Source organism: Sorangium sp. So ce124 (assembly GCF_051525235.1).
Taxonomy (GTDB): Bacteria; Myxococcota_A; Polyangia; order Polyangiales; family Polyangiaceae; genus Sorangium; species Sorangium atrum.
Map to the genome: position 1 here is coordinate 4,679,773 of NZ_CP150312.1, position 20,946 is coordinate 4,700,718.

Annotated in this window: 14 protein-coding genes; 7 read left to right on the top strand and 7 right to left on the bottom strand. The window is 70.6% G+C overall.

The features are described from left to right. Window positions 1-33: 33 nt before the first annotated feature. From surE to WMF19_RS17610, 4 genes are all read right to left on the bottom strand, one after another. Window positions 34-810: a 5'/3'-nucleotidase SurE gene (gene surE / locus WMF19_RS17595; protein WP_437900162.1), complete on the bottom strand. Its 777-nt coding sequence runs from the start codon at window positions 808-810 to the stop codon at window positions 34-36. A 24-nt stretch (window positions 811-834) separates the two neighbouring features. Continuing rightward, complete coding sequence (locus WMF19_RS17600; RefSeq protein WP_437900163.1) at window positions 835-2,451, bottom strand: aldehyde dehydrogenase family protein; 1,617 nt, start codon at window positions 2,449-2,451, stop codon at window positions 835-837. A gap of 100 nt (window positions 2,452-2,551) precedes the next feature. Beyond that, a complete protein-coding gene (locus WMF19_RS17605) occupies window positions 2,552-4,798 on the bottom strand; it encodes a hypothetical protein (RefSeq protein ID WP_437900164.1) in 2,247 nt (748 codons plus the stop codon). A gap of 99 nt (window positions 4,799-4,897) precedes the next feature. Then, on the bottom strand, window positions 4,898-6,718 hold the full coding sequence (locus tag WMF19_RS17610) for a c-type cytochrome (protein WP_437900165.1): 1,821 nt from the start codon (window positions 6,716-6,718) through the stop codon (window positions 4,898-4,900). 437 nt (window positions 6,719-7,155) lie between these two features. Between WMF19_RS17610 and WMF19_RS17615 the strand changes: the two genes are divergently transcribed. From WMF19_RS17615 to WMF19_RS17625, 3 genes are all read left to right on the top strand, one after another. After that, window positions 7,156-8,856, top strand: a complete 1,701-nt coding sequence (locus WMF19_RS17615; protein WP_437900166.1) for a TolC family protein — start codon at window positions 7,156-7,158, stop codon at window positions 8,854-8,856. 173 nt (window positions 8,857-9,029) lie between these two features. After that, window positions 9,030-11,246 carry a sodium-translocating pyrophosphatase gene (locus WMF19_RS17620; protein WP_437802212.1) on the top strand — a complete coding sequence of 739 codons (2,217 nt, stop codon included), beginning with the start codon at window positions 9,030-9,032 and terminating at the stop codon, window positions 11,244-11,246. Window positions 11,247-11,341: 95 nt separating this feature from the next. Next, entirely contained in the window at window positions 11,342-14,671 is a 3,330-nt protein-coding gene (locus tag WMF19_RS17625) for a DEAD/DEAH box helicase (protein ID WP_272098209.1), read from the top strand. A gap of 167 nt (window positions 14,672-14,838) precedes the next feature. Here WMF19_RS17625 and WMF19_RS17630 read toward each other — a convergent pair whose 3' ends face one another. Genes WMF19_RS17630 through WMF19_RS17640 form a run of 3 tightly spaced genes read right to left on the bottom strand, consistent with a single transcriptional unit; the run spans window position 14,839 to window position 16,673 of the window. Further along, complete coding sequence (locus WMF19_RS17630; protein WP_437900167.1) at window positions 14,839-15,447, bottom strand: ExbD/TolR family protein; 609 nt, start codon at window positions 15,445-15,447, stop codon at window positions 14,839-14,841. After that, entirely contained in the window at window positions 15,444-16,007 is a 564-nt protein-coding gene (locus WMF19_RS17635) for an ExbD/TolR family protein (RefSeq protein ID WP_272098211.1), read from the bottom strand. The genes WMF19_RS17630 and WMF19_RS17635 overlap by 4 nt, the downstream gene beginning before the upstream one ends. 3 nt (window positions 16,008-16,010) lie before the next feature. Beyond that, window positions 16,011-16,673 (bottom strand): MotA/TolQ/ExbB proton channel family protein, encoded by a 663-nt coding sequence (locus WMF19_RS17640; protein WP_437900168.1) that lies wholly within the window; start codon window positions 16,671-16,673, stop codon window positions 16,011-16,013. Between the two features lie 1,011 nt (window positions 16,674-17,684). On the opposite strand from WMF19_RS17640, the gene WMF19_RS17645 reads away from it, so the two are divergent. The 4 genes from WMF19_RS17645 to WMF19_RS17660 all read left to right on the top strand — a co-directional run bounded on the left by WMF19_RS17645 (window position 17,685) and on the right by WMF19_RS17660 (window position 20,893). Further along, window positions 17,685-18,305, top strand: coding sequence for a MotA/TolQ/ExbB proton channel family protein (locus WMF19_RS17645; protein WP_231864858.1), 621 nt, complete (start codon window positions 17,685-17,687; stop codon window positions 18,303-18,305). Between the two features lie 226 nt (window positions 18,306-18,531). After that, window positions 18,532-19,101 carry an ExbD/TolR family protein gene (locus WMF19_RS17650; RefSeq protein WP_272098213.1) on the top strand — a complete coding sequence of 190 codons (570 nt, stop codon included), beginning with the start codon at window positions 18,532-18,534 and terminating at the stop codon, window positions 19,099-19,101. 15 nt (window positions 19,102-19,116) lie between these two features. Next, on the top strand, window positions 19,117-19,698 hold the full coding sequence (locus WMF19_RS17655) for an ExbD/TolR family protein (protein ID WP_020735583.1): 582 nt from the start codon (window positions 19,117-19,119) through the stop codon (window positions 19,696-19,698). Window positions 19,699-19,888: 190 nt separating this feature from the next. Then, entirely contained in the window at window positions 19,889-20,893 is a 1,005-nt protein-coding gene (locus tag WMF19_RS17660; protein ID WP_272098214.1) for a hypothetical protein, read from the top strand. Window positions 20,894-20,946: the final 53 nt, after the last annotated feature.

The following is a 20,946-nucleotide window of genomic DNA, read 5'->3' on the forward strand; positions in this document are numbered from 1 at the left end:
GAAAGCGCTCCACGCGTCGCGACGCGAGCTACGTCAGGCGACGTGGCCGTCGTTGAGCTCCGCGGCGAGGAGGCCTGCGATGCCCTCGTGCTGCGCGGAGAAGAGGTCGAGCGTCAGCGGCGTGACGCTGACGGCCCCTTCGTCGTAGGCCTCGGTGTCCGAGCCGGGGACGAGGTCGTGGCGTACGCCCGCGCCGCCGATCCAGAGGTACTCGTGCCCGCGCGGATCCCGGCGAAAGATCACCTCTTCTGTGTACAAGCGCGCGCCCATGCGCGTGGCTCGCACGGGCCAGCTGCTGCCCGCAGGGATGTTGACATTGAGCAGCGGCGCTGGTCGGCGTCCCTCCTGCCCGGCGGCGCGGTGGAGGGCGAGGGCGAGCTTGACGCCGAGCGCCGCGGCGGCCGGGAGCGACGCGCCTGCATCGGCGGAGAGCGCGATCGACGGGACGCCGCGGAGCGCTCCTTCGCGCGCGGCGGCCACGGTGCCCGAGTAGAAGATGTCGGCGCCCAGGTTGAGCCCGTGGTTCATGCCCGACACGACCAGATCGGGGCGCCGCGGCAGCACGCGCGCGCCGGCGTGAAGGGCGACGTAGATGCAGTCGGCGGGCGTCCCGTCGACCGCGAACACGCCGGGCGCAGCCTCCAGGAGCCGGAGGACGCGGTGCAGGCTCAGGGAGTGGCTCGTCGCGCTCTGGTTGACCGCGGGGGCGCACACCACCACGTCGGCGTGCCGGGCGAGCTCGTCCCGCACCGCGATCAGGCCCGGGGCCGAGTAGCCGTCATCGTTGGAGAGGAGGATCAGAGGGCGCATGCGTTCGCTCGATGGGTCTCTGGATCAGCGGCCGAGCAAGCGCCTCGCGAGCGCGGCGACGAGCTCGACGAGGGCGCTGATGCGGCCGAACCATGCGGCTCCACCTCGCGCCCGCGCCATCGCGAAGGCGACGGTCCGGAGCGCGGGCGTATAAGGGTACCACCACAGCTCGCTCTTCGCCCTGCTGCGGTCCTCGAGCAAGAAGCGCGGCCGCGTCAGCTCCGCGAGCGCGTGTGGGCTGCTCGTGACGCCGTAGCCGCTGTCTCCCGCCCCCGTCCACGGCGCAGCCGGGAGCGCGCCCGTGAAGCCGTGGTTGTTGATCGTCACCACGCCGGAGCGCAGCCGTCGCGCGAGCGCGTGGGCCCGCTCGTAGCCGCGGGTCCAGACGCTGGTCGTGAGCGCGAAGCGGGACGCGTTGGTGCGCGCGATCGCCTCCTCGGCGTCCTTCACCACGATGACGGGAAGAACGGGGCCGAAGGTCTCCTCCTGGAGCAGCGGCGTGTCCTCGCGCTCCACCTTGAGGACCGTCGGCGGGAAGGCGAGCGAGCCCTCTTCCGGCGCGCCGCCTGCGAGGATCTCCGCCCCGCCCTCGACGGCCGCCTCCAGCTGATGCCGCACGAGCTGCGCCTGCCGCGCCGTCGTCATCACGCCGACGTCGATGCCGGCCCGGAGCTTCCCCGTGAGCTCGACGACGCGCCCGATGAAGCGGTCCGCGATCGCCTGCTCCACGTAGACGCGCTCGATGGAGGCGCAGTTCTGTCCGGCGTTCGTGAAGGCGCCCCAGAGGACGCCGCGCGCGGTGCGCTCCAGATCGCAGTCGCCGAGCACGATGGCGCTGTCCTTCCCGCCGAGCTCCAGCGACGTCGGGACGAGGCGCTCGGCGCACGCGACGGCGATCTTCTTGCCGGTGGCGACGCTGCCGGTGAAGACGACGAGATCGACGCCGGCCCCGACGAGCGCGGCGCCGAGGTCGCTGCCGCCCTGCGCGACGGCGAGGACGCCGTCCGGGAGCAGCCCGTCGAACAGCGAGGCGACGAGCGCGCCGGAGCGCGGCGTGACCTCGCTCGGCTTGAAGACCACGGCGTTGCCCGCGAGCAGCGCCGGCACGATCGTGCGCAGCGGGATCGCGACAGGGTAGTTCCAGGGCGTGATGAGCGCGACGACGCCGCGAGGATCCCTCTGGATGCGCCCGACCTTGCCGGGGTAGGCGAGCGGATCGAGCGCGACGGGGGAGTCGTCGAGGAGCTCCTCGATGGATCGGGTCCAGTAGTCGATGAGATCCGCGTTCGGGAGCACTTCAGCGAGCGCGGCCTCCTCGATCGGCTTGCCGCACTCGCGGTGCACGAGCGTCGCGATCTCCTCGGCCCGCGCGAGCAGGCGCTTCTTGACGCGCGCGACGAGCTCGGCGCGCTCCCTGATCGGGACCTCGGCCCAGGCGACCTGCGCCGCCCGCGCTCTGGCGACGAGCGTCGCGAGGGCGCCGAGCTCTGTCTCCGCCACGTCGTCGAGCGGCGCTCCCCCTGCCGGGCTGCGCAGAGGGAAGGGACCGGAGCTCGCCACCCTGACGGACGACGCTGACGACGATGCGTCGCCAGCTGCGGCGCCGGTGTCGTGGGGAAGGGTAGTCGTCTCGGAATTCATGGGGCGCGGAGCCTAGCACCGCGCCCCTGTCCCTCTGCATGGGGCATGCGGTGACCCCGAGGGAGCAGGCCCCGACCGGACGGGCCGGGGGCGCGGGTTTCTACGGAGCGGGATCAGGCGTCGGTGCAGTCTCCTCGGCGGGAGCGGGCGCAGCGCCCTCACCGTCCGGGGTGGCGGTGCCGGCGGCGCTGCCTTTCCGTTTCGTGGGCCGGTCGGGCGCCGGGCTCGCCGCGGAGGGCGTGATCGACACGACCGTCTGCTTGCGGCAACCGACGATGACCGCCTGACCGGCGGAGAGCCATGCGGGGGTCGACGTCTTCTCCGTCGTCAGCTTACCGAGCCGCACGTAACGCGTCCCGCAGGGCACATCGAGCGTCTCTCCGGTGCTTCCGGCGAGCGAGCCGTTCACATACACCGACGCTCGCTCTGGCGAGTTGACCGTCAGGTGGCCCCGGTTTGACGGCAGATCCTCGGCTTTGCCTGCGGCCGGCGCAGCGCTCGCCTCGGGCGCGGCGCTCGCTTCGGGGGCAGCGCTCGCCTCGGGCGCAGCGCTCGCCGCCGGCGTCGCGGTCTCGACCGCGGACGGTGCAGCGGGCGCCGTCTCGGTGGGCGCAGCGGTCGGAGTCGGCGCGGTGGTCGGCGGCTGCGCCGTTGCGCTCTGGGTCGCTCCGGGAGACGTGGTGTCGGGGGCGACGTTGGGGAGGGGAGCGGGCTCGGAGCCGAATACGCCGAGCTTGTACGCGACCGCTGCGCCGCCCACGAGGAGCGCCACGGCTGCGATCACGAGGCCCACGCGAGAGCGCGGGCGCGGCGGCGGGCGCACGGTGATGCCGGCGTCCGCGGTCGGCCGCGTCGTGACGTGGTCGGAAGGCTTCACGTCCTTGTCGGCCGGGAGGGGCGGATCCTTGGTGATGACCTTCGGGAGAAGGTCGCGGTCGGCCGCCTTCGACCTGGACCTGCGATCCGCTTCGTCGCTGGCGTCTCTGGACAGCGTTCCGGGCGACGCTGCGCCGGTCTCTTCCGCGACCGAGCGCGCGATGGCCTGGGCTTCGGACCGCGCGGAGCGGACCGCCGTTTCCTCGTCTTCGAGGCCCTCGGGGCGGGAACGAATGACGGTGGGCTCGTCCTCGAGCATGCCGCGGATCACGGTCGGCTCATCGTCGACCATCTCGCGGCTGAACTCTTGCTCGCTGGCAGGCTCCCCCATCGCGCGCCGGGTGGCGACGGCGATCTGATCGGGCGCCTTCGGGGTGACCGGCTCCCCGGAGGACGACGGCGCGCGGGCGGTGACCGCCTCGAGCGTCGGGGCGTCGTCCGCGGCGCGCGACGCGGTCGTGGCGTGCGCCTCCGCGCGGTCGGGCAGGGATCTGCGCTCCGCGCGCGCCTCGGCATCCGGCGTCGGCCTTCGTTCGGCCGGGAGCTTCAGCGCTGCTGCGGGCCTCTGGCCGGGTTCCGGCTCGTCGGGGAGGAGCCCTGCGAACGAGAGCTCGCTGTCGCTCTCCGCCACCTTGGGCCGTGCACCGACGTCCTCGTGAGGGAAGAACGGCTTCGTTTCTGCGCGCGGGCTGGAGCCCCGGGCCGGGGGCACCGCTGCAGCGGGCGCGTCCTTGGCCTGGGCACCTGACCTGGCAGCAGGCGCCGTGACCCTGGCCGCGGTTCTGGCTGCCTCTCTCGGCTTCAGCTCGGCGGCCTCCGCGGGCGGGCGGTAGGTCTCCTGAGCGCCGGCGGGGGGACCCGCGTCAGCTCGCGGAAGATCGAGCGATGCGGCGGGCCTCGCGACCGGCTTCCCGGGCGAGCTGGGAGGCGGCGCAGGGTTGCGCGCCGGCGTCGCCGCGGCCGGCTTGACGGCCCCCGCCTTGACCCCGCTCGCCGCGGGCGTGGCCCCTGCGGGCGCCTTCACCGGCGGCTGTGGCGGCGTCTTCGCCGGAGATTGCTGCGGCGCCTTCGCGGCCGCTGCGGGCTGCTTCGCGGCGCTGGTTGCCGCGGTCTGCGGCGCCTGCGCGGCGATCTGGCGCGCATCGGCCGCCGGGCTAAAGGCGTCGATGCCACCGACGTCGTCGAGGACGGGCTCGAGGGAGCGCGGCGCAGACGGTCCGCTCGCGGCGACCGCGCTGGCCGCCGCCGCCGTCCGTGCTTCGTTCGCCGGCGACGTTTCCGTCGAGCTGAACCTGGGGTCGGGCGAGGCCGCGCCCGCCGTGTCGTTGGCGATGGCGCCGGGCGCCTCGCCGCGATGCGGGACGAGCTCGGCGGAGGCCGCGAGCTGCGCCCGAGTACGAGGCGCAGCGGCGTTCCGCTGCACCCGGTGGAGGAGCCCTTCGAGGGTGGCGACTTTTTCGGCGACGTTCACGCCGCGCCAGCATATCGCGGCTCGGCGTTTGTTACATCATTCGCGGTGATGCGGCGCGATCAGGCGGGCTCACCAGCCGAAAATCCCGCCGGAAGAGGGTCAGAGGGTCTCGAGGTAGGCGACCAGATCGTCGAGCTGGGCGTCCGAGAGCTGGGACGTCTTGCCGTGCCGGTCGCCGCCGCCGCAGGCGGGGTTGGTGAACCGGTCCTTCAGCGTCGGCGCGCACCCGTCGTGCATGAACGGCGCGCGCGCGCCGATGCGGACCAGCGACGGCACCTGGAAGGGCTTTCCGGTGCCGACGTCGAACGACTCGTTGCTCGTGAGCTGAGCGCCCGCGTGGCAGCTCGCGCAGTCGACGGCCTTGTCGTGGAAGAGCGCGTCGCCGCGCGCGACGGCCTCCGCGTCGGGCGCCGACGACACCGGCGGAGCGGGGAGGCTGTCGATCCACCGCGCGAAAATCTTCACCCGGCGCGGTCCCTGGTGCATGCCGCCCATGCGCCGCTCGAAGACCTCGTCCATGATGGCTTCGATACCGGACATATCGCCGTCCCAGTGGAACGGCGCGGTGTTGAGGATCCCGCCGCTGACGAACTGGGTGCGCCGCGGGCCGATGGGGTTGAAGACCCAGGTATGGCTGTCCTCGCCTCCCTCCGGATGGCACGACGCGCAGGCCATCGGGCCGGACGCGTTCCGGTGGAACATCTCGTGGCCGGTATCCTTCCGGCTCTCCCCGGGGAGCGTGATGACCTGGGTGACGCGGTTGCCGGTGGCGTCGATCCCCCCGAAGATCTGGAGGCCCGCCGGTTCACGGGTCTGGACCACCACGGAGCTCCCAGCGAACGCGACGGCCGTGGGCTCGCCTTCCACGGGCACGCGCTGCTCCGCCTCGACGCAGGTCCCTTCGGGGGCACCCTTCGCCACGTTCAAGTTCGCGCTGCTGGTCACGAGGATCTCGCTCCTGCCGGCCGCGACGACCGCATACGAGAGACCGTCATCGGACACCGCGACATCGACCGGCAGGGTGGCGGAGGGGAGGGCAGCGGCCAGGTTCGGCTGGCCGTCGGAGTCGGGCGTCCCGACCTCCGAGACCGTGCTGTGGACGACGCTCCCATCGCATCCGCCGGAGCTGTAGCCCCCCTCCACGATCTCGACCGGGGCGATCAAGGCGCGCTGGTGGACCATCGCGACACCGCCTGTCGGCAGCTTGATCGTCCGCCAGGCGACGGTCGGCGCGAACTCCTGCCCGAACAGGTTGAACTTCGGGAGCTTCTTTTGCTCCATGACGGCGCCGTCCGCTCCGATGGTGAGCAGCTCGGCAGACCGGAACTTGCTGACCAGGAGGCGATCCCCGTCCACGACCACGTCGCGCAGATCGCGATCGAGCTTCAGGCGGCGCGTCGCCGCTCCGGGACCGGCCGGGAGCGTGACGAGCTCGCCGCCGACGCAGGCGACATGGAGCTCGTCGGTCTGCGCATCGTAGGCGATCCCCCGCGGGGCCGGGCACACGTCGCGCCTGTCGACGATCGTCCCGCTGTCCGCGTCGACGGTCACGACCGCGCCGCCGCGGCGGAGCGCGACGTGGAAGCGACCCGCGTCGTCCTCGACGACCCTGCCCGGCTCGTCGCCCTTCTGCAGCGCGATCTCCGCGGTCAGCTTCTGCGCCTGGAGATCGACGATCCACACCCGGTCGCGATCCGGATCCGCGGCCACCGCCCGGAGGGCGCTCTTGCTCACGGCGAGCGTTCCGCCGCTGATGGCGGGCGGCGGCTCCGCCGCGACCGCGACGCTCCCGGGATCACCGATGTCGGGGGTGTCGTCCTCACCGAGCTCCCACGGAGCGCAGGCGGCAAAGGATGATCCGATCACAAGGATGGCGAGGAACGGGGAGAAGCTGCGGCGCGACGCAAGCAGTCTATGCATGAGGGCCTCCGGTCCGCCGCCAAGCAAGATGGCGGCCACTTCATTCGATGTTCTTCCATCCGATCGCGCGCGGCAATACATGTTGCCGCGGAGAGAGCGACGTATTCCTGCCGTCCACAACGCGCGTGAACGGGGTTGGATGGCGCGTCTGGCGAGGGTCCCGTGCTGCGCATCGGCGATGACGTCCCTGCTGTCGTGGCCCATTGCGGCACGGCATGACGAGCGCGCCAGACCATCGTATCCGGTGCGACCCAGGACGTTGCCCGGCGCGGTCACGGCACCATGCGGGCCCGGGGGCTCAAGCACGCCGTGCGCCGAGAGCGCGGGCTGCCCGGTCACCTTCGCCAGACGGCGAGGCGAGCGATCGCCGAGACGCATGCGTGGGATCGCCTGTGACTTGACGGGTGCTCTCGCCGCCCATAAGTGACCCACCGGTCATGAAAAGCACCGCACCCTCGTCTCGACGCAGCATCTCGCTGGCCTCGACGCTCGCCGGGCTGCTCGCCCTCGGGCTCATCGCCTCACCGGCCGCGGGGCAGCCGGCCGCTCCCCGACCGGCGGCACCGCAGCCGGTCACCCCGCCGCCCGCTCCGGCGCCTCCTCCCGCGGGCCAACCGCAGCCTGCCGTCGCTGCGGCCCAGCCGGCGGCGCCGAAGGCCGATCCGCTCGCCACGGCGCTCGCGCCGCAGCCGGGAGGGCTGACGCCGGACGATGTCGCGAAGGCTGCGCTGCGGACGCGCGCGTCGCTCCGCGCCAAGCAGGCCGATCTCCGCGCGGCGGCTGCGAAGGTCGACCAGGCGATGGTCAATTTCTTTCCGCGGCTGACGCTCACGGCCACCTACACGCGTTTGTCAGAGGTCGAGACCCCGGCTCTCGGCGCGGGGGCGCCGGCCTTCCGCGTAGTCGATGCGGAGGGGGAACCTGTTTTCGATGCGGCGGGGCTACCTAGATTTACCCCGGGCCGCCTCTCCACCGCGCCCTGCCCAGGCGCCGCCGACTCGCAGTGCATCGTCGACGCCAACACCGACCCCGCCAGCCGCGTCTTCGTGGAACTTGCCAGATCTCCTGGGCTTAGCCTCCCTTCGTCCGTCAACTCCTACTCCCTGACGGCGAGCCTCGCCGTACCCATTTCGGATTACGTGTTCCGCATCTCGCAGGGGTACGCGTCGGCGTCCCACGCAGAGAGCGCGAAGAAGCTCGAGCTGCAGGCGGAGACGCTTCAAGCCGCCGCCGACGCGAAGATCGCGTTCTTCAACTGGGTCCGCGTGAAGGGGCAGGTCGTCGTCGCAGGTGAGGCGGTGTCTCAGGCCAGGGCGCACGTCGAGGACGCGCGCCGCACGTTCGAGGTCGGGCTGCTCTCGCGCGCCGACGTGCTCCGGCTCGAGGCCCAGGTGGCCGGCGCGGAGCAGGTGCTCAATGAGGCGCAGGCCGCGCTCCTGGTCGCGGACGACCAGATCCGTATCGCGCTCGGCGCCGCGCCGGACAGGCCGCTCACGCTGGGGATCGACGTGATGGGGAGCGCGCCTGCGAAGCCGCCCGCGGAGGCGCTCCCGGCGCTGGTCCAGGAGGCGCTCCAGAAGCGCCTCGAGATCCGCGCGCTCGACGAGACGCAGTACTCGCTCGAGAAGGCCGAGGCGGTCACGAGGGCCGGCTACTTCCCGCGGTTGGACGGGTTCGCCGATCTCACCTACGCGAACCCCAACCAACGCGTCTTCGGAGCTCACGACAGGTTCGATGCGACGTGGTCCGCCGGCGTCCGCGCCACGTGGGTCGTCAACGACATCTTCACCACCGCGGGCGCCTCCGCCGAGGCGAACGCCCGCACCACGCAGATCGCGGAGCAGAAGGCCGCGCTGCGCGACGCCCTCCGCCTCGAGGTGGCCTCGGCGTATGCGGAGCTGAGCAAGGCTTCGAGCAGCATCGAGTCTGCAGAGCGCCAGCTCGCGGCGGCCGCGGAGTCGATGCGCGTCAGGTCCGAGTTGTTCCGGGCAGGACGGGCCACGAGCGTCGACGTGGTCGACGCCGAGGGCGAGGTGACGCGCGCGCGGCTCCAGCAGCTCAACGCGCGCGTCGGCGCGCTCGTCGCCAAGACCCGGCTGGACCACGTCGTCGGGCGCGACGCGAAGGACCTGAAATGACCCGGCCACGCGCGTCTTCTTCGCTTGCACGGCCCTCCTGGCCGGAGTAGGGAAGGCGTGCGCCGCTGCAGCGCGGGTTCCTGCGGCGCGTTTGTCGATACCGCGGCAACCACCCGCATCATCCCTCACCGGCCGAGGTAGCGCGTCCACGGTGCGCGCCCGGTCCGCCCGTCATGACGGAGCTTGCGCTCACCCTCAGCGGCGGCCTGCTCGGGCTCGCCTTTGCGGCTTACCTCGCTCGCTGGGTCGTCGCACGCCCCGCGGTCGAGCCCGAGATGCAGCGCGTCGCCGCGATCATCCAAGGGGTCGCGGAGGCGTACTTTCGCCGCCAGAGCAGCGTGATCGGCGCGGTCTCGGCGATGCTCGGCGGCGCCATCTTCCTCGCTTACGGCCTCCTCCGGCGCGCCGGGGAGAACAACCCGGTGCCAGCGCTGGAGCTCGGTGTCTGGCTGACGCTCTCGTTCGCGGTCGGGGCCGCCAGCGCGGTCGCGACCGGCCGCGTCGCCGCCTGGATCGCGCCCCGCACCAGCGTGCGCGCCGCGAGCGGCGCCCGCCGCTCGCTCGATCTCGCGCTGCAGATCGCCCTCCGCGGCGGCGCCGTGTCGGGGCTCTTCGTCGCGAGCATGAGCCTGCTCGGCCTCGGCGGCCTGTTCGCCGCGGTCCTCGCGTTCCGTGGCGGCTTCGGCGCCGAGCCGGCCGAGGCGCTCGCGCTCGCCCCGACCATCCCCTGGGTCATCGCCGGTTACCCGCTCGGCGCCTCCTTCGCCGCCCTGATGGCGCAGCTCGGCGGCGGCACCTTCTCGAAGGCGGCCGATCTCGGCGCGGACCTCGCCGGCGCGGAGGTCGGGCTCGACGAGGACGACCTCCAGAACCCGGCCACGATCGTCGACCTGGCAGGCGATACGGTCGGCGACTGCGCCGGGCGCGCGGCCGGCGTCTTCGCCTCGACCGTCGCCGAGAACGCGGGCGCCATGGTGGTCGGCGCGATGCTCTTCCGCAACAACGCCGGGCTCCCGAGCGCCCTCGCCGTCGTGCTCTTCCCGCTCGTCAGCCGCGCGTTCGGCCTCATCGCGACGCTCTTCGGCGTCATGGTCGTCAAGACCGACGACCGGGAGGACGCCTTCAACGCCCTCGTGCGGGGTCTCTACGTCACGGCCACCCTCCACGCCGTCGGCATCGCCGGGGCCGCCAAGTGGCTGCTCGACGCCCACTGGGTCGTCTTCTTCGCGTGCGGCGTGATCGGCATCGTCGCCGGCATCGGCGTGCTGCACGTCACGCAGTACTACACCGAGCAGCGGCACCGCCCGGTGCGCGAGCTCGCCGAGGCGGCGCGCAGCGGCTCCGCGATGGCGGTGCTGCGCGGGCTCGCCATCGGCCTCGAGAGCTCGGTGCTCCCGCTCCTGGTCGTCGTCGGCGCCACATTCGGCTCCTACCTGCTCGGCGCCCGCTCCGGGCTCGCCGGGGGTGGCCTGTTCGGCACCGCGGTCGCGACGATGGGGATGCTGGGCACCTCGGGTTACGTCCTCGCCATGGATGCGTTCGGCCCCATCGTGGACAACGCGGGCGGCATCGTCGCCGTGACCGTCGCCCGCGAGCGGCCGGACGTGCGTGGCCGCACCCTCGTGCTCGATGCCGTCGGGAACACGACCAAGGCGCTCACGAAGGCGTACACGGCCGGGGTGGCCGCGCTCGCCTCGCTGCTGCTCGTCGCGGGCTACCTCGATGAGTCCCGGCGCCGCGCGCTGGCGTCGAGCGCGCCGATCCGCGGCGAGACGACCGCGATGGTCCTGCGCCTCGACCGGCCCGAGGTCTATCTCGGCGCCCTGGTCGGGATCCTCCTTGTCTTCTGGCTGGCCGGCCGCTGCATTCGCAACGTCCTCCAGGCTGGCCGACGTGTCCTCGATGAAGTGAGACGCCAGGCCCGCGCCCGCCCGCCGGGTTTCGTCGGCGACCACGAGCCCTGCGTCGAGATGGTCTCTCGGGCAGCGCTGCGCCATATGATCGCGCCGGCCCTCGTCTCCGTGGCGGTGCCCGTCGTCGTGGGACTTGCCTTGCGCTTTGCAAGGACGGAAGATAATCCTCTGGTCGCGGCCGATTCAGTCGCGGCCCTGATCATGGCCGGGACGGTCGCAGGCGTCCTCGGGTCGCTCTTCTTGGGGAATACCGGGGCGATCTGGGACAATGCGAGGCAGTACATCGCGACCGGCGCGCACGGTGGGCGCTACCTTGTCGACGAGACGGGGGCGCGGGCGGACAACCCCACCTATGGTGCCGCCGTCGTTGGCGACACGATCGGCGATCCGCTCAAGGACGTGGCCGGTCCCGCGATCCACGTGCTCATCAAGATGCTCCCCGCCGTGACCATCGTGTTCTTGCCGTTCTTCATCTGATGACGGTTCTTCACCCAGCGGGATTTGCCAAGAGATCCCGTTCACCCGACCCATCCCGGCGAATAGCCGCCGCACCCGTATCCCGAGCCCACGACGTGCCGCCTCCGATCTCCGACGCACTCTCTACCCTCAGCGATCGTGGCCTGCGAAGGCTGCTTGGCGCCCGCACCTTCCTCCGCGGGCTGGAGTACTTCCGCCGCCGCGTCGTCGAGGACATCTCCATCAACGAGACGATGGCGAGCGGCACCGTCCGCGCCGCCGACTCCGAGCCGTATCCGGTCAAGGTCGAGCTCTCGCCCGATGGCATCCAGTCGCAGTGTTCCTGTCCTGCGTTCCAGAAGGCTGGGCAGCACTGCAAGCACGTCGCGGCGCTGCTGATCAGCATCCGCGACCAGGCGCGCGGCGCGCAGCCGCGGCGCGAGCCGCCGATCCCGGCGCTCGTCCCGCAGACCGCCCACGCCGGCGGCGACGCCCTGAAGCGCGTGCGCCGGCGCGACCGCCGCGGCCGCCTGGCGATCACGCCGGCGGCGCCCGTCCCGACCGTCGTCGGCACCCACGGGCCGCCGGGCTCGCCCGTCGCCCTCGCGGCGCCGGTCCTGGACGCGACGGCCAAGCAGACCGGGATCGGCGCCTGGCTTCCGCCCGAGGGCGTCACCGGGGCACGGCGCGTGGAGTTCCGCCTCCACGTGCGGCAGGGGGCGCTGACCGTCACCGTCCTCGACGCCGAGGCGCGCGTCCCGGTGCTGCCCTCCGCGGCGCTCGCCTGGCAGGCGCTCTATCCGACGCCGGATCGCGACGCCCTCCGGCTGCTCGCCCGGTTCGAGAGCGGCAACCCGCGCCACCCGGCCGTCGACATCCGCGGCGAGGACGTGGCCGAGCTGCTCCCGCTGCTCGAGGGCCAGCGCGTGCTGCTCGAGCCGGCGCTGATGCAGCTCCGCTTCGGCGACGACAGCCTGCGGCCGCGCTTCGATCTCGAGACCGTCGGCGGCGACACCATCATCGTGAAGACGAGCTTCGAGCGGGGGAACGACAAGCGCCGCTTCTCGCTGCTCCAGGGCGGGTGGTTCGAGGGCTGGCCGGGCTGGCACATCGACACGCAGGAGGGGCTCGCGCGCCGCATCGACAAGCGCGTCTCCCCCGCGGCGATGCGCCGCCTGCTCCGCTCGCCGACCATCGGCGAGCCGATGAGCGAGCTGGCCCGCATCATCATGCAGGGGCTGCCCAAGATCGCGCTCGAGGTCGGCGCGGAGCTGCCCGACCTGAACCAGATCGCCGAGGTCGTCGACCTCGTGCCCACGTTCCGCATGCGCGCGGGCGGCTCGCTCATCGAGGCGCGCGTCACGCTGACCGCCGCCTACGGCGACGCCGAGGTCGCCGTGCGCGCCGACGGCATGTCGCCCCCGGTGCTCATTCAGCCGCCCGAGGAGGGGATGAAGCGCGCCCGCTGCATCCGCGTGGACATCGCCGCGCAGCAGGAGGCGGCGAGCAAGCTGCTCGCCCTCGGGCTCAAGCCGGACGAGACCGGCCAGGGCTTCATCGCGAACGGCGACCAGGCGCTCACCTTCTGGACCGAGGGGCTCGCCGAGCTCCCCGACGACTGGGACCTCTTCGTCCCCGAGGATCTCGTCGACACGCAGGTGCGCGGCAGGCCCATCGGCGTGTTCGCCAAGGTCACCTCGGGGATGGACTGGCTGAACGTCAAGCTCAGCTTCGAGAGCGAGGGCGTCGGCGTCGATCGCGACGAGCTGCGCCGCTGCCTCGCCGAGGGCAAGCGCTACGTCCGCCTCGAGGACGGGTCGTTCGCCGCGTTCGATCCCGACGCCGTGCGCGCGATGCTCGATCGCGAGGTCGAGCTGATGATGGCGGCCGGCAAGAGCGGCCGGCTGCCGCTCGCGCAGGCCGGGCGGGTGCACGAGCTGCTCCAGCACGCGAGCGGATCGAGCGTGACCGCGTCCGCGCGCGAGCTGTTCCAGAAGCTCAGCAACATCGACGAGATCGGCAGCACCAAGCGGCCCAGGAACCTGAAGGCGACGCTCCGCCCCTACCAGGAGGCGGGCCTCTCGTGGCTCAAGTTCATCCATGACATCGGCTCGGGCGGCGTGCTCGCCGACGACATGGGCCTCGGCAAGACGGTCCAGACGCTCGCCCTCCTGCTCGCCGTCAAGCAGGAGGAGAAGCACATGCGCGCGCTGATCGTCGCCCCGACGAGCGTCGTCACGAACTGGGAGCGCGAGCTCGCCCGATTCGCGCCCTCGCTGTCGGTCGCCCTCTGGCACGGCGCCGATCGCAAGGACCAGATCGACGAGGTGAAGGCCGCGGAGGTTGTGATCACCAGCTACGCGCTCCTCCGTCGCGACGAGGATTTCCTCGCGCAGCTCGACCTGAGCTACGCCATCCTCGACGAGGCGCAGCACATCAAGAACCCGATGAGCGCCACCGCCGCGGCGGCCAAGCGGCTCCGCGCGAAGCGCCGGCTCGCGCTGACGGGCACGCCCATCGAGAACCGGCTCTCGGAGATCTGGTCCATCTTCGACTACGTCTCGCCGGGCTTGCTCGGCTCGCTCGACAAGTTCGAGGCTCGCTTCTCGCGCCCGATCGAGGCGGGTGACTACAAGACCGCGCAGCGCCTGCGCGCCGCCATCCACCCGTTCATCCTGCGCCGCACGAAGCAGGAGGTCGCCAAGGATCTTCCCGAGAAGATCGAGATGGATCAGATCTGCGATCTCACGGGCGAGCAGCGGGCGCTCTACCTGCAGGTCGCGCGCGAGGTGCGGGCGCAGGTCCTCGGCGAGGTCGAGCGCGTCGGCCTCGCGAAGAGCCAGCTGCAGATCCTCGCCGGCCTCACCCGCCTGCGGCAGGCGGCCTGCGACCCGCGGCTGCTCGGCTTGCCGCGGGAGTTCGGCGACGACGACTCGGGCAAGCTCGTCGCGGTCCGGGAGCTCATCGCGAACGCCGTCGAGGGCGGGCACAAGGTCCTCGTCTTCAGCCAGTTCGTGATGATGCTGAGGCTCATCGAGAAGGCGATGAAGGAGGATGGAGTCGCCTACGAGTACCTCGACGGCTCCACGAAGGACCGGGCGGAGCGCGTCGAGCGCTTCCAGAGCGATCCGAGCGTGCCGGTCTTCCTCATCAGCCTCAAGGCGGGCGGCACCGGCCTGAACCTCACCGCGGCCGACACGGTCATCCACTTCGATCCGTGGTGGAACCCGGCGGTCGAGCAGCAGGCAACGGACCGCGCCCACCGCATCGGCCAGACGAAGGTGGTGACGGCCTATCGGCTCATCGCCGAGGGCACGATCGAGGAGAAGATCCTGCTGCTCAAGGACAAGAAGCGCCAGCTCGTCGCGTCCGTCCTCAGCGAGGACGCCGGCGGCGCGAAGAAGCTCACCAAGGCCGACCTGGAAGAGCTGTTCGCGGTGGACTGAACGAACGACGGCGCGCAGGGGGAGCGCGCCGGTCGCGGAGCACCGGCCGATCCACGGGGGCGCGCAAGGGAGCGCGCCCCTCCCTCATGGGAGCAGGGGTGGATCCATGACGGCGCTCGGAGCGGCCGTCGTGGGGGCTTTGGGCACCGCAGGGCGGGGGAGGATGGCTACGGCTTGCGGCTGCCGCTCAGGACCATCAGGTGGTACTTGCCGAACTCGCTCTGCCCCAGGGTGAACAGGACTTCGATCAGGAGGCGGTACGGCGTGGTCGCGTCGGCGACGATGATCGCCTCCGACGACGACGGATCGAGCCCTTTCGCGGCGCGAATGGCTTTGTCCGTCTCGCGCGCGTGGGACAGGGCGTTCGCCAGCGGCACGATGTAGAGATCGTTCGGCCCGCTGCGCTTGTACTTTGCGTCGACGCCCGACTGCGCGAGCTGCTCGCGGTTGGGCAGCATGACGATCGGGGTCGGATCCTCGCCGACCAGGATCTGCGACTTCGAGACGATGACGACCACACCCTCCTGGGAGGGCTCGGCCTGCATCACCGACTTCGGCAGGGTGAGGTCCTTCGACTGCGGGATGGATGCCGCCGACGATCCAACGCTCTTCAGCAAGAAGACGAGGATGATCGTCATCAGGTCGAGCATCGCCGTGATGTTCAAGAAGTCGATCTCGGGGTCCCGCCGGTTCCTTCGGATCGCCTTCCGGAGGGCCGCTTTGTAGCGGACGACGCTCGCCCTCGGCCGCGGGGCAGGTCGCTGCTCGGCGCTCATCGGGCCACCCCGAAGTGGACCTCCGGGAACAGCACCTCCCCGTCGTCGCTCCTCAGCGCATCCATCACGTCGATGATCGTCTTGTAGTCGATGCCCGGGTTCGCCGTGATCGTCACCTGCGTCTCCTCTTTGAACTCGGAGCGGGCGTTCTTGAGGCGCTTCGCGCACGCCGTGAGGGCGGGATAGTCATAGCCATCGTTCACCTTCGGCACCGTGACCCCGCCGCCCACGTCCTGGCAGCCGGTCGCGATGTTGCCGCTCGACGTCTTCAGCGAGATCCCCTGGCTGGTGATGAACGCGGAGAGGTTCAACGCCTTGCTGGAGAGCTCGCTGCGCACCTTGCCCCCGCCGATGGAAGGCGGGGTCGTGTCGATTGACGACACGAATGTCACCGACACGCTGGCGAGCACGAAGATGAGGATGTTCGTGATGATGTCGAGGTACGGAACGACGTTGAGCTCGCCGGCCTCCTCCCCGGCTTCGGGCTCCTTGGGCTGCGACAGGCGCCGGATCTTCGATCGCTGCGCCGAGCTGAGCGGGACGTCTTGCGGGTCCGCCATGGGCTAGTAGCCAGGCTTGCTGCTGATCGTGAGCAGGTTGAACACGCGCTCCGTCGTCGACTCGAGATCGTGCTGGATGTTCTTGGAGCGGGTGTGGAGGAGCACGTGCGCGATCATGCACACCACCGCGATGGCGAGGCCGAACGCCGTGTTGTACATGGCCTCCGCGATGCCGTTCGAGAGCATCCGCTGCTTGTCGGCCTGCGAGAGGCCCTGGGCGGCGATGGAGGCGAACGTGTTGATCAGGCCGGAGACCGTCCCGATGAGGCCGATCAGCGTCGCGATGTTCGCGAGCGACCACAGGGCGCCGATGCGCTTCTCCACGGCCGGCTTCAGCTCGGACAGCTTCTCGCTGAGGGCGGCGTCGATCTCGTCGGCCCCCTTGTTCGCGTGGGTCAGGCCGGCCTTGACGAGCTGCAGGATCGGATAGTCGCTCGCGTCGCAGAGCTTGATGGCGCGGTCGATGTTGCCGGCCGCCACCAGCTTCTTGACCTGCGCGAAGAACTCCTTGGAGTTCACGCGGTAGCGTCCGAGCTGGAACGCGGTTCGTTCGATGATGATGGTCACCACGATCGCGGAGACGACCAGGTTCGCGATCAGGAAGGTCGGATTGTGTTTGATGGCCTCCCACATCCCACCTTCGCCACCACCCTCGGCCGCCAACATCAGCAGATGACGCATCCTCGAAGTCCCTTTCTCAGCGTCGTCAGAAGCCCGACAATCTCCAGGCGCGGCGACTATAACTGCCGCCCGATCCCGTGCGCAAGCTCGGCGATGCTGCCGCGCCCCGAGCCGCGAGGCCGGGATCGCCGAAAATCCCCGCAAGAACCAGCGTATCTCACGGCGAGCTCACCCCGACCACGCGGACGGGCGCCGGCGGTGTCGAGGCCGGACAGGGAGGTCCGGAGACCCCTGAATCGCCCCGGCCTCCGGCATCCGAGCGGGCTACCGTGCTCTGCCATCGCCGCGTCCCCCGGGTGGATGAGCCGCTGCGCTCGCTCTCGGGTGATGCGGCTCGCGCTGCCGCGGCGCGCGATCGGGCCGGCGGTGGTCATGCGGGCGCCGCGCCCCCTGAAATTCGCGGGATCTGCCGCCGGTCGACCCGCATCGCTCCCGGCCGATCATGACATAACCCCGCGATTGTTGTAAAGTTTTGCCCGTATCAGAGCGCTCACGTGTGGCCAAATCTCTCTTGACGGCGCCGGGTCTCAATCGCGAAGATGCGCGAGTCCCCCGGGCGCGTCGGCGTAGCTCGGCCACAAGGCGGCACGCTCTGCGGTGAACGGGGAGCCGCGCCCAGAGCCATGAACGGCCCCTGGCGCGACGACGCGAAGTCAGTCTTGGACGACAGGTGGGAGAGCTGGGACGGCGCCGGGCGCCGGCCCCAGAAGAGACGATCAGGACTCTTGCAGAGGTCAGCGCCGCTCGGTTAGCGTCCCGTGGGCATCTCGCCAGAGAGCGACAGCAGCACGCCGTCCACGGCCAGCGCCGCCAAGCAAAAATAGGCCTCTCATCCGTCTTTACGTGTGAGTGAAAGACTGCCGCCCCTCGGCAACACGAGTCTGACAAAGGGAACCGATCGAGTTGCGCGAAACCTCATCCCGGGGACGCGAGGCGAACTGGAGGACAGAAGCAATGCACGGAGCGTATGAAGCTTTCAAAGAGGGTGGGTGGGGTATGTGGCCCATCCTGTTCTGGTCGATCCTCACGATCGGCATCATCGTCGAACGCGCCCTCTACCTGTTCGGCTCGTCCATCAACAAGGACGTCTTTCTCGCCACCATGCAGAAGTGCATCCTGGCGGGTGACGTTGCCAAGGCCGTGAAGATGTGTTCGGCGGCGAACGCCCCGCTCGCCCGCATCGTCCAGGCTGGCCTCGTCAAGGTGAACCGTCCCGACGAGGAGGTCCAGGCGGCGATGGACGAGGCGGCTCTCCGCGAGCTGCCGAAGATCTCGGCGCGCACCTCGTACCTCGCGCTGCTCGCGAACCTCGCGATGCTCTCGGGCCTCCTCGGGACCGTGACGGGCCTCATCAAGTCGTTCGGCTCCGTCGCCGGCGAGTCGGTCGACCCGAGCCAGAAGGCCCGCGTGCTCGCGCTCGGGATCTCCGAGGCCATGAACTGCACCGCCTTCGGCCTCGGCGTGGCCATCATCGGCCTCATCGGCTTCGCCGTGCTGAACGGCAAGACGCAGCACATCGAGGACGACATCAACGAGGCGTCGGTGCAGATCCTCAACCTCGTCGTCGCGAACCGTCAGAAGGTGAATGTCGCAGCAGTAGGTCAGGCGGCTGCCTGATGGTCCTCGGCGGGCCCGGGTCGTCGAGCGCCCTTCGCGCGCGATGTCACCTGGGCCCGCTCTCGCGCCTCGAAGCCCCGGACGGCGGCTTCCGCCGCCGGGGCCCCGGGAACTTCGGAAGAGCGACGAAGTCAGACCCAGCATGGTGGCCCACCGCGAGCTGCGGGCAGGGCGTTCCCCGGAACAACTTGGATAGGTGAGCTCAGGCTCACGTTGGGAAGGCAATATGGGCGGCGTAGACGTCGGCGACGGTGGCGGCAAGAAGCGGTCGACGAACAGCGATATCAACATGATCCCGTTCATCGACCTGCTGATGGTCACGATTGCATTCCTGTTGATCACGGCGGTCTGGGTCACCAACTCGCGCATGAACGCGGACGCCCAGGTCCCTGGCCCTCCGGACCCGAACAAGGAGCTCACCCCGCAGACGCCGGAGAAGGTGCTGAACCTGCACATCGGCGAGAGCGAGTTCGGGCTCGTGTGGAAGCAGGGCGCGACGGTGGTCAACGAGGTCAAGGTCAACAAGTCGCCCGTCGAGATCGGCGAGGCGGGCTCGAAGATCGTCCGCTACCCCGAGCTGGCGAAGCGGATCGAGGAGGAGTGGAAGACCCACGGCGGCCACCGGGATCCGAGCGACAAGAAGCTCGACCAGGCCATCCTCCACACCGACAACCGGACGCCCTTCAAGGAGATCGTCGCGGTGCTCGACGCGCTCTACGCGCCCAAGCGCGAGATGCGGCTGCCCGATGGGAACAAGCAGGTCCCCGTGTTCAACATGACGTTCTCGGTCCGCTGAGGCAGGAGCGCGCACATGGATAGGTTCAATCCGAAGCACCACAAGAACCCCCACGCCCACGTGATCCACCAGCCGGGCCGCCGGCTGATGAAGGGCGTGCCGCTCCGGTTCGTGTGGAACAAGGTGTCCGGACACGGCGCTCGCAGCCCGAACGCGGGGCTCAACCTCGTGAGCTTCATCGACTTCCTCGTCGTGACCGTGATCTTCCTCCTGATGTCCTTCTCGGCGTCAGGCGAGATCGCCGTCGACAAGAACGTCAAGCTCCCGAAGGCGGAGAACGTCGAAGACGTCATCGACGCGCCGATGGTCGCTGTGAACGGCAACCAGATCCTCGTCGACGGCGCCCTCGCCGGGTCGACCCGCGCGATCGAGGAGCTCGGGCGGCTTCAGAAGATCGACGAGCTCTTCAACCTGCTCAAGAACAAGCGCGAGCTGTGGAAGCAGGTGCAGCCGAACAAGCCGTTCCCCGGCGTGTGCATCCTCCAGGTCGATCAGAACGTGCCCGCGCTGGTCGTGAAGAGCGTGTTCCAGACCGCGGCGTTCGCCGGTTACCCGAACGTCAGCTTCATGGTCAGCAAGCTCCCGAAGTCGCAGTGATCCCCGCTTCTTGACCTATCGAGCACAGAAGGATGGGGCACGCCGGGCGACCCCCGGCGGCCTCGGTCACCATGGAACGTGGTGGCTCCAGCGGCGCGCTCGGCGCGGCCTTCGCCTCTACGCGGCTCGCGTGGAGGAGGCTGCCTTGCTCGGGTGATCGGGCTGGGGCCTCCTGCGTGGAGCCTCTGCTATGTCCTCTGAACAGCCGCCCCGCGAGCGCGGCCTGCCGTCGGTCTACAAGGCGCGCGAGGCGCGCTCCAAGATGCGCTGGCCCCCGGCGAAGTTCTGGGGTTACACGGCCCTCGTCCTGGCGGTCTCGGCGATCCTCCACTGGAAGTGGTCGCAGGGGCAGATGGAGAGCGCGCGTCAGAAGCTGATGGCGCGCCAGCGCGCGGTCGCCGTCGAGCTCGGCCCGCGCTGGTTCCCCATGCGCGAGCGCGTGGAGGGCTGGACCCTCGATCTGGCGCGGAGCGCTGGCGCCGATCTCGTGGATCGGGAAGCGCTCAAGACGTGGAATTTCCGTGAGCTTGCGGGTATTTACCTGCGCCTCCGGGTAGACGAGGCCACGGGCGTCGACGCTGTGCGGAAGAACGCGCAGCAGTCGCTCCGCGACGCGTTCACCGCGTGTCTCTTGCGTGTGCCGAACCCGAACCCGCTGGCCGGCGCGGAGTGCAAGCGCACGCGGGACTGCCCCGCGGGCGAGTACTGCAACGAGGCCGAGCGCTGCTCCAGGCCCGCGCAGCCCTTCAACCTGCGCGTCGCCTACCGGACGATGCAGGTCCTCTCGGACGAGTGGGTGCGTGACGCACAGGATGCCTCGAGCGAGCTCCGCCTGCGGCTGCTGGAATCCAGCTTCGAGGACACGATCCGAGACGATGTTCCGCTCGCGGCGGAGCTCCTCACGCGGGCGCAGTATTACCTCCTCGTCCTCGACGAGCCGGCCGAGGGAGCGGCGAGCACCGAGGCGTTGCTCGGCGTGCCGCACATGGCGCGGGTCGGGGTGTGGCGGCTGTCGGACGGCAAGCCCATCCTGCGGGTGCGCCGCGAAGCGAGCGGCAATCTCATCGGCGGGACGCCCTCGATCGAGGGGAGCGTGCTCGATGCGCGGCAGCGGCAGGCGAACAGCTGCGCGCTCGCGCTCGCGGTGCGCGAAGCGATGGGCGACACCACGGCCGCTGTCGCCGAGCCGCAGTGAGGGCGCGCCGCCCCGGGGCGCGCGCCGCTCATCGCGCCTGCGCGCGCCGGCTC

Coding starts and splice junctions, on each gene's coding strand:
- surE (WP_437900162.1), bottom strand. CDS start 810: ATGCGCCCTCTGATCCTCCTCTCCAACGATGACGGCTACTCGGCCCCG.
- WMF19_RS17600 (WP_437900163.1), bottom strand. CDS start 2,451: ATGAATTCCGAGACGACTACCCTTCCCCACGACACCGGCGCCGCAGCT.
- WMF19_RS17610 (WP_437900165.1), bottom strand. CDS start 6,718: ATGCATAGACTGCTTGCGTCGCGCCGCAGCTTCTCCCCGTTCCTCGCC.
- WMF19_RS17615 (WP_437900166.1), top strand. CDS start 7,156: ATGAAAAGCACCGCACCCTCGTCTCGACGCAGCATCTCGCTGGCCTCG.
- WMF19_RS17620 (WP_437802212.1), top strand. CDS start 9,030: ATGACGGAGCTTGCGCTCACCCTCAGCGGCGGCCTGCTCGGGCTCGCC.
- WMF19_RS17630 (WP_437900167.1), bottom strand. CDS start 15,447: ATGAGCGCCGAGCAGCGACCTGCCCCGCGGCCGAGGGCGAGCGTCGTC.
- WMF19_RS17635 (WP_272098211.1), bottom strand. CDS start 16,007: ATGGCGGACCCGCAAGACGTCCCGCTCAGCTCGGCGCAGCGATCGAAG.
- WMF19_RS17640 (WP_437900168.1), bottom strand. CDS start 16,673: ATGTTGGCGGCCGAGGGTGGTGGCGAAGGTGGGATGTGGGAGGCCATC.
- WMF19_RS17645 (WP_231864858.1), top strand. CDS start 17,685: ATGTGGCCCATCCTGTTCTGGTCGATCCTCACGATCGGCATCATCGTC.
- WMF19_RS17650 (WP_272098213.1), top strand. CDS start 18,532: ATGGGCGGCGTAGACGTCGGCGACGGTGGCGGCAAGAAGCGGTCGACG.
- WMF19_RS17655 (WP_020735583.1), top strand. CDS start 19,117: ATGGATAGGTTCAATCCGAAGCACCACAAGAACCCCCACGCCCACGTG.
- WMF19_RS17660 (WP_272098214.1), top strand. CDS start 19,889: ATGTCCTCTGAACAGCCGCCCCGCGAGCGCGGCCTGCCGTCGGTCTAC.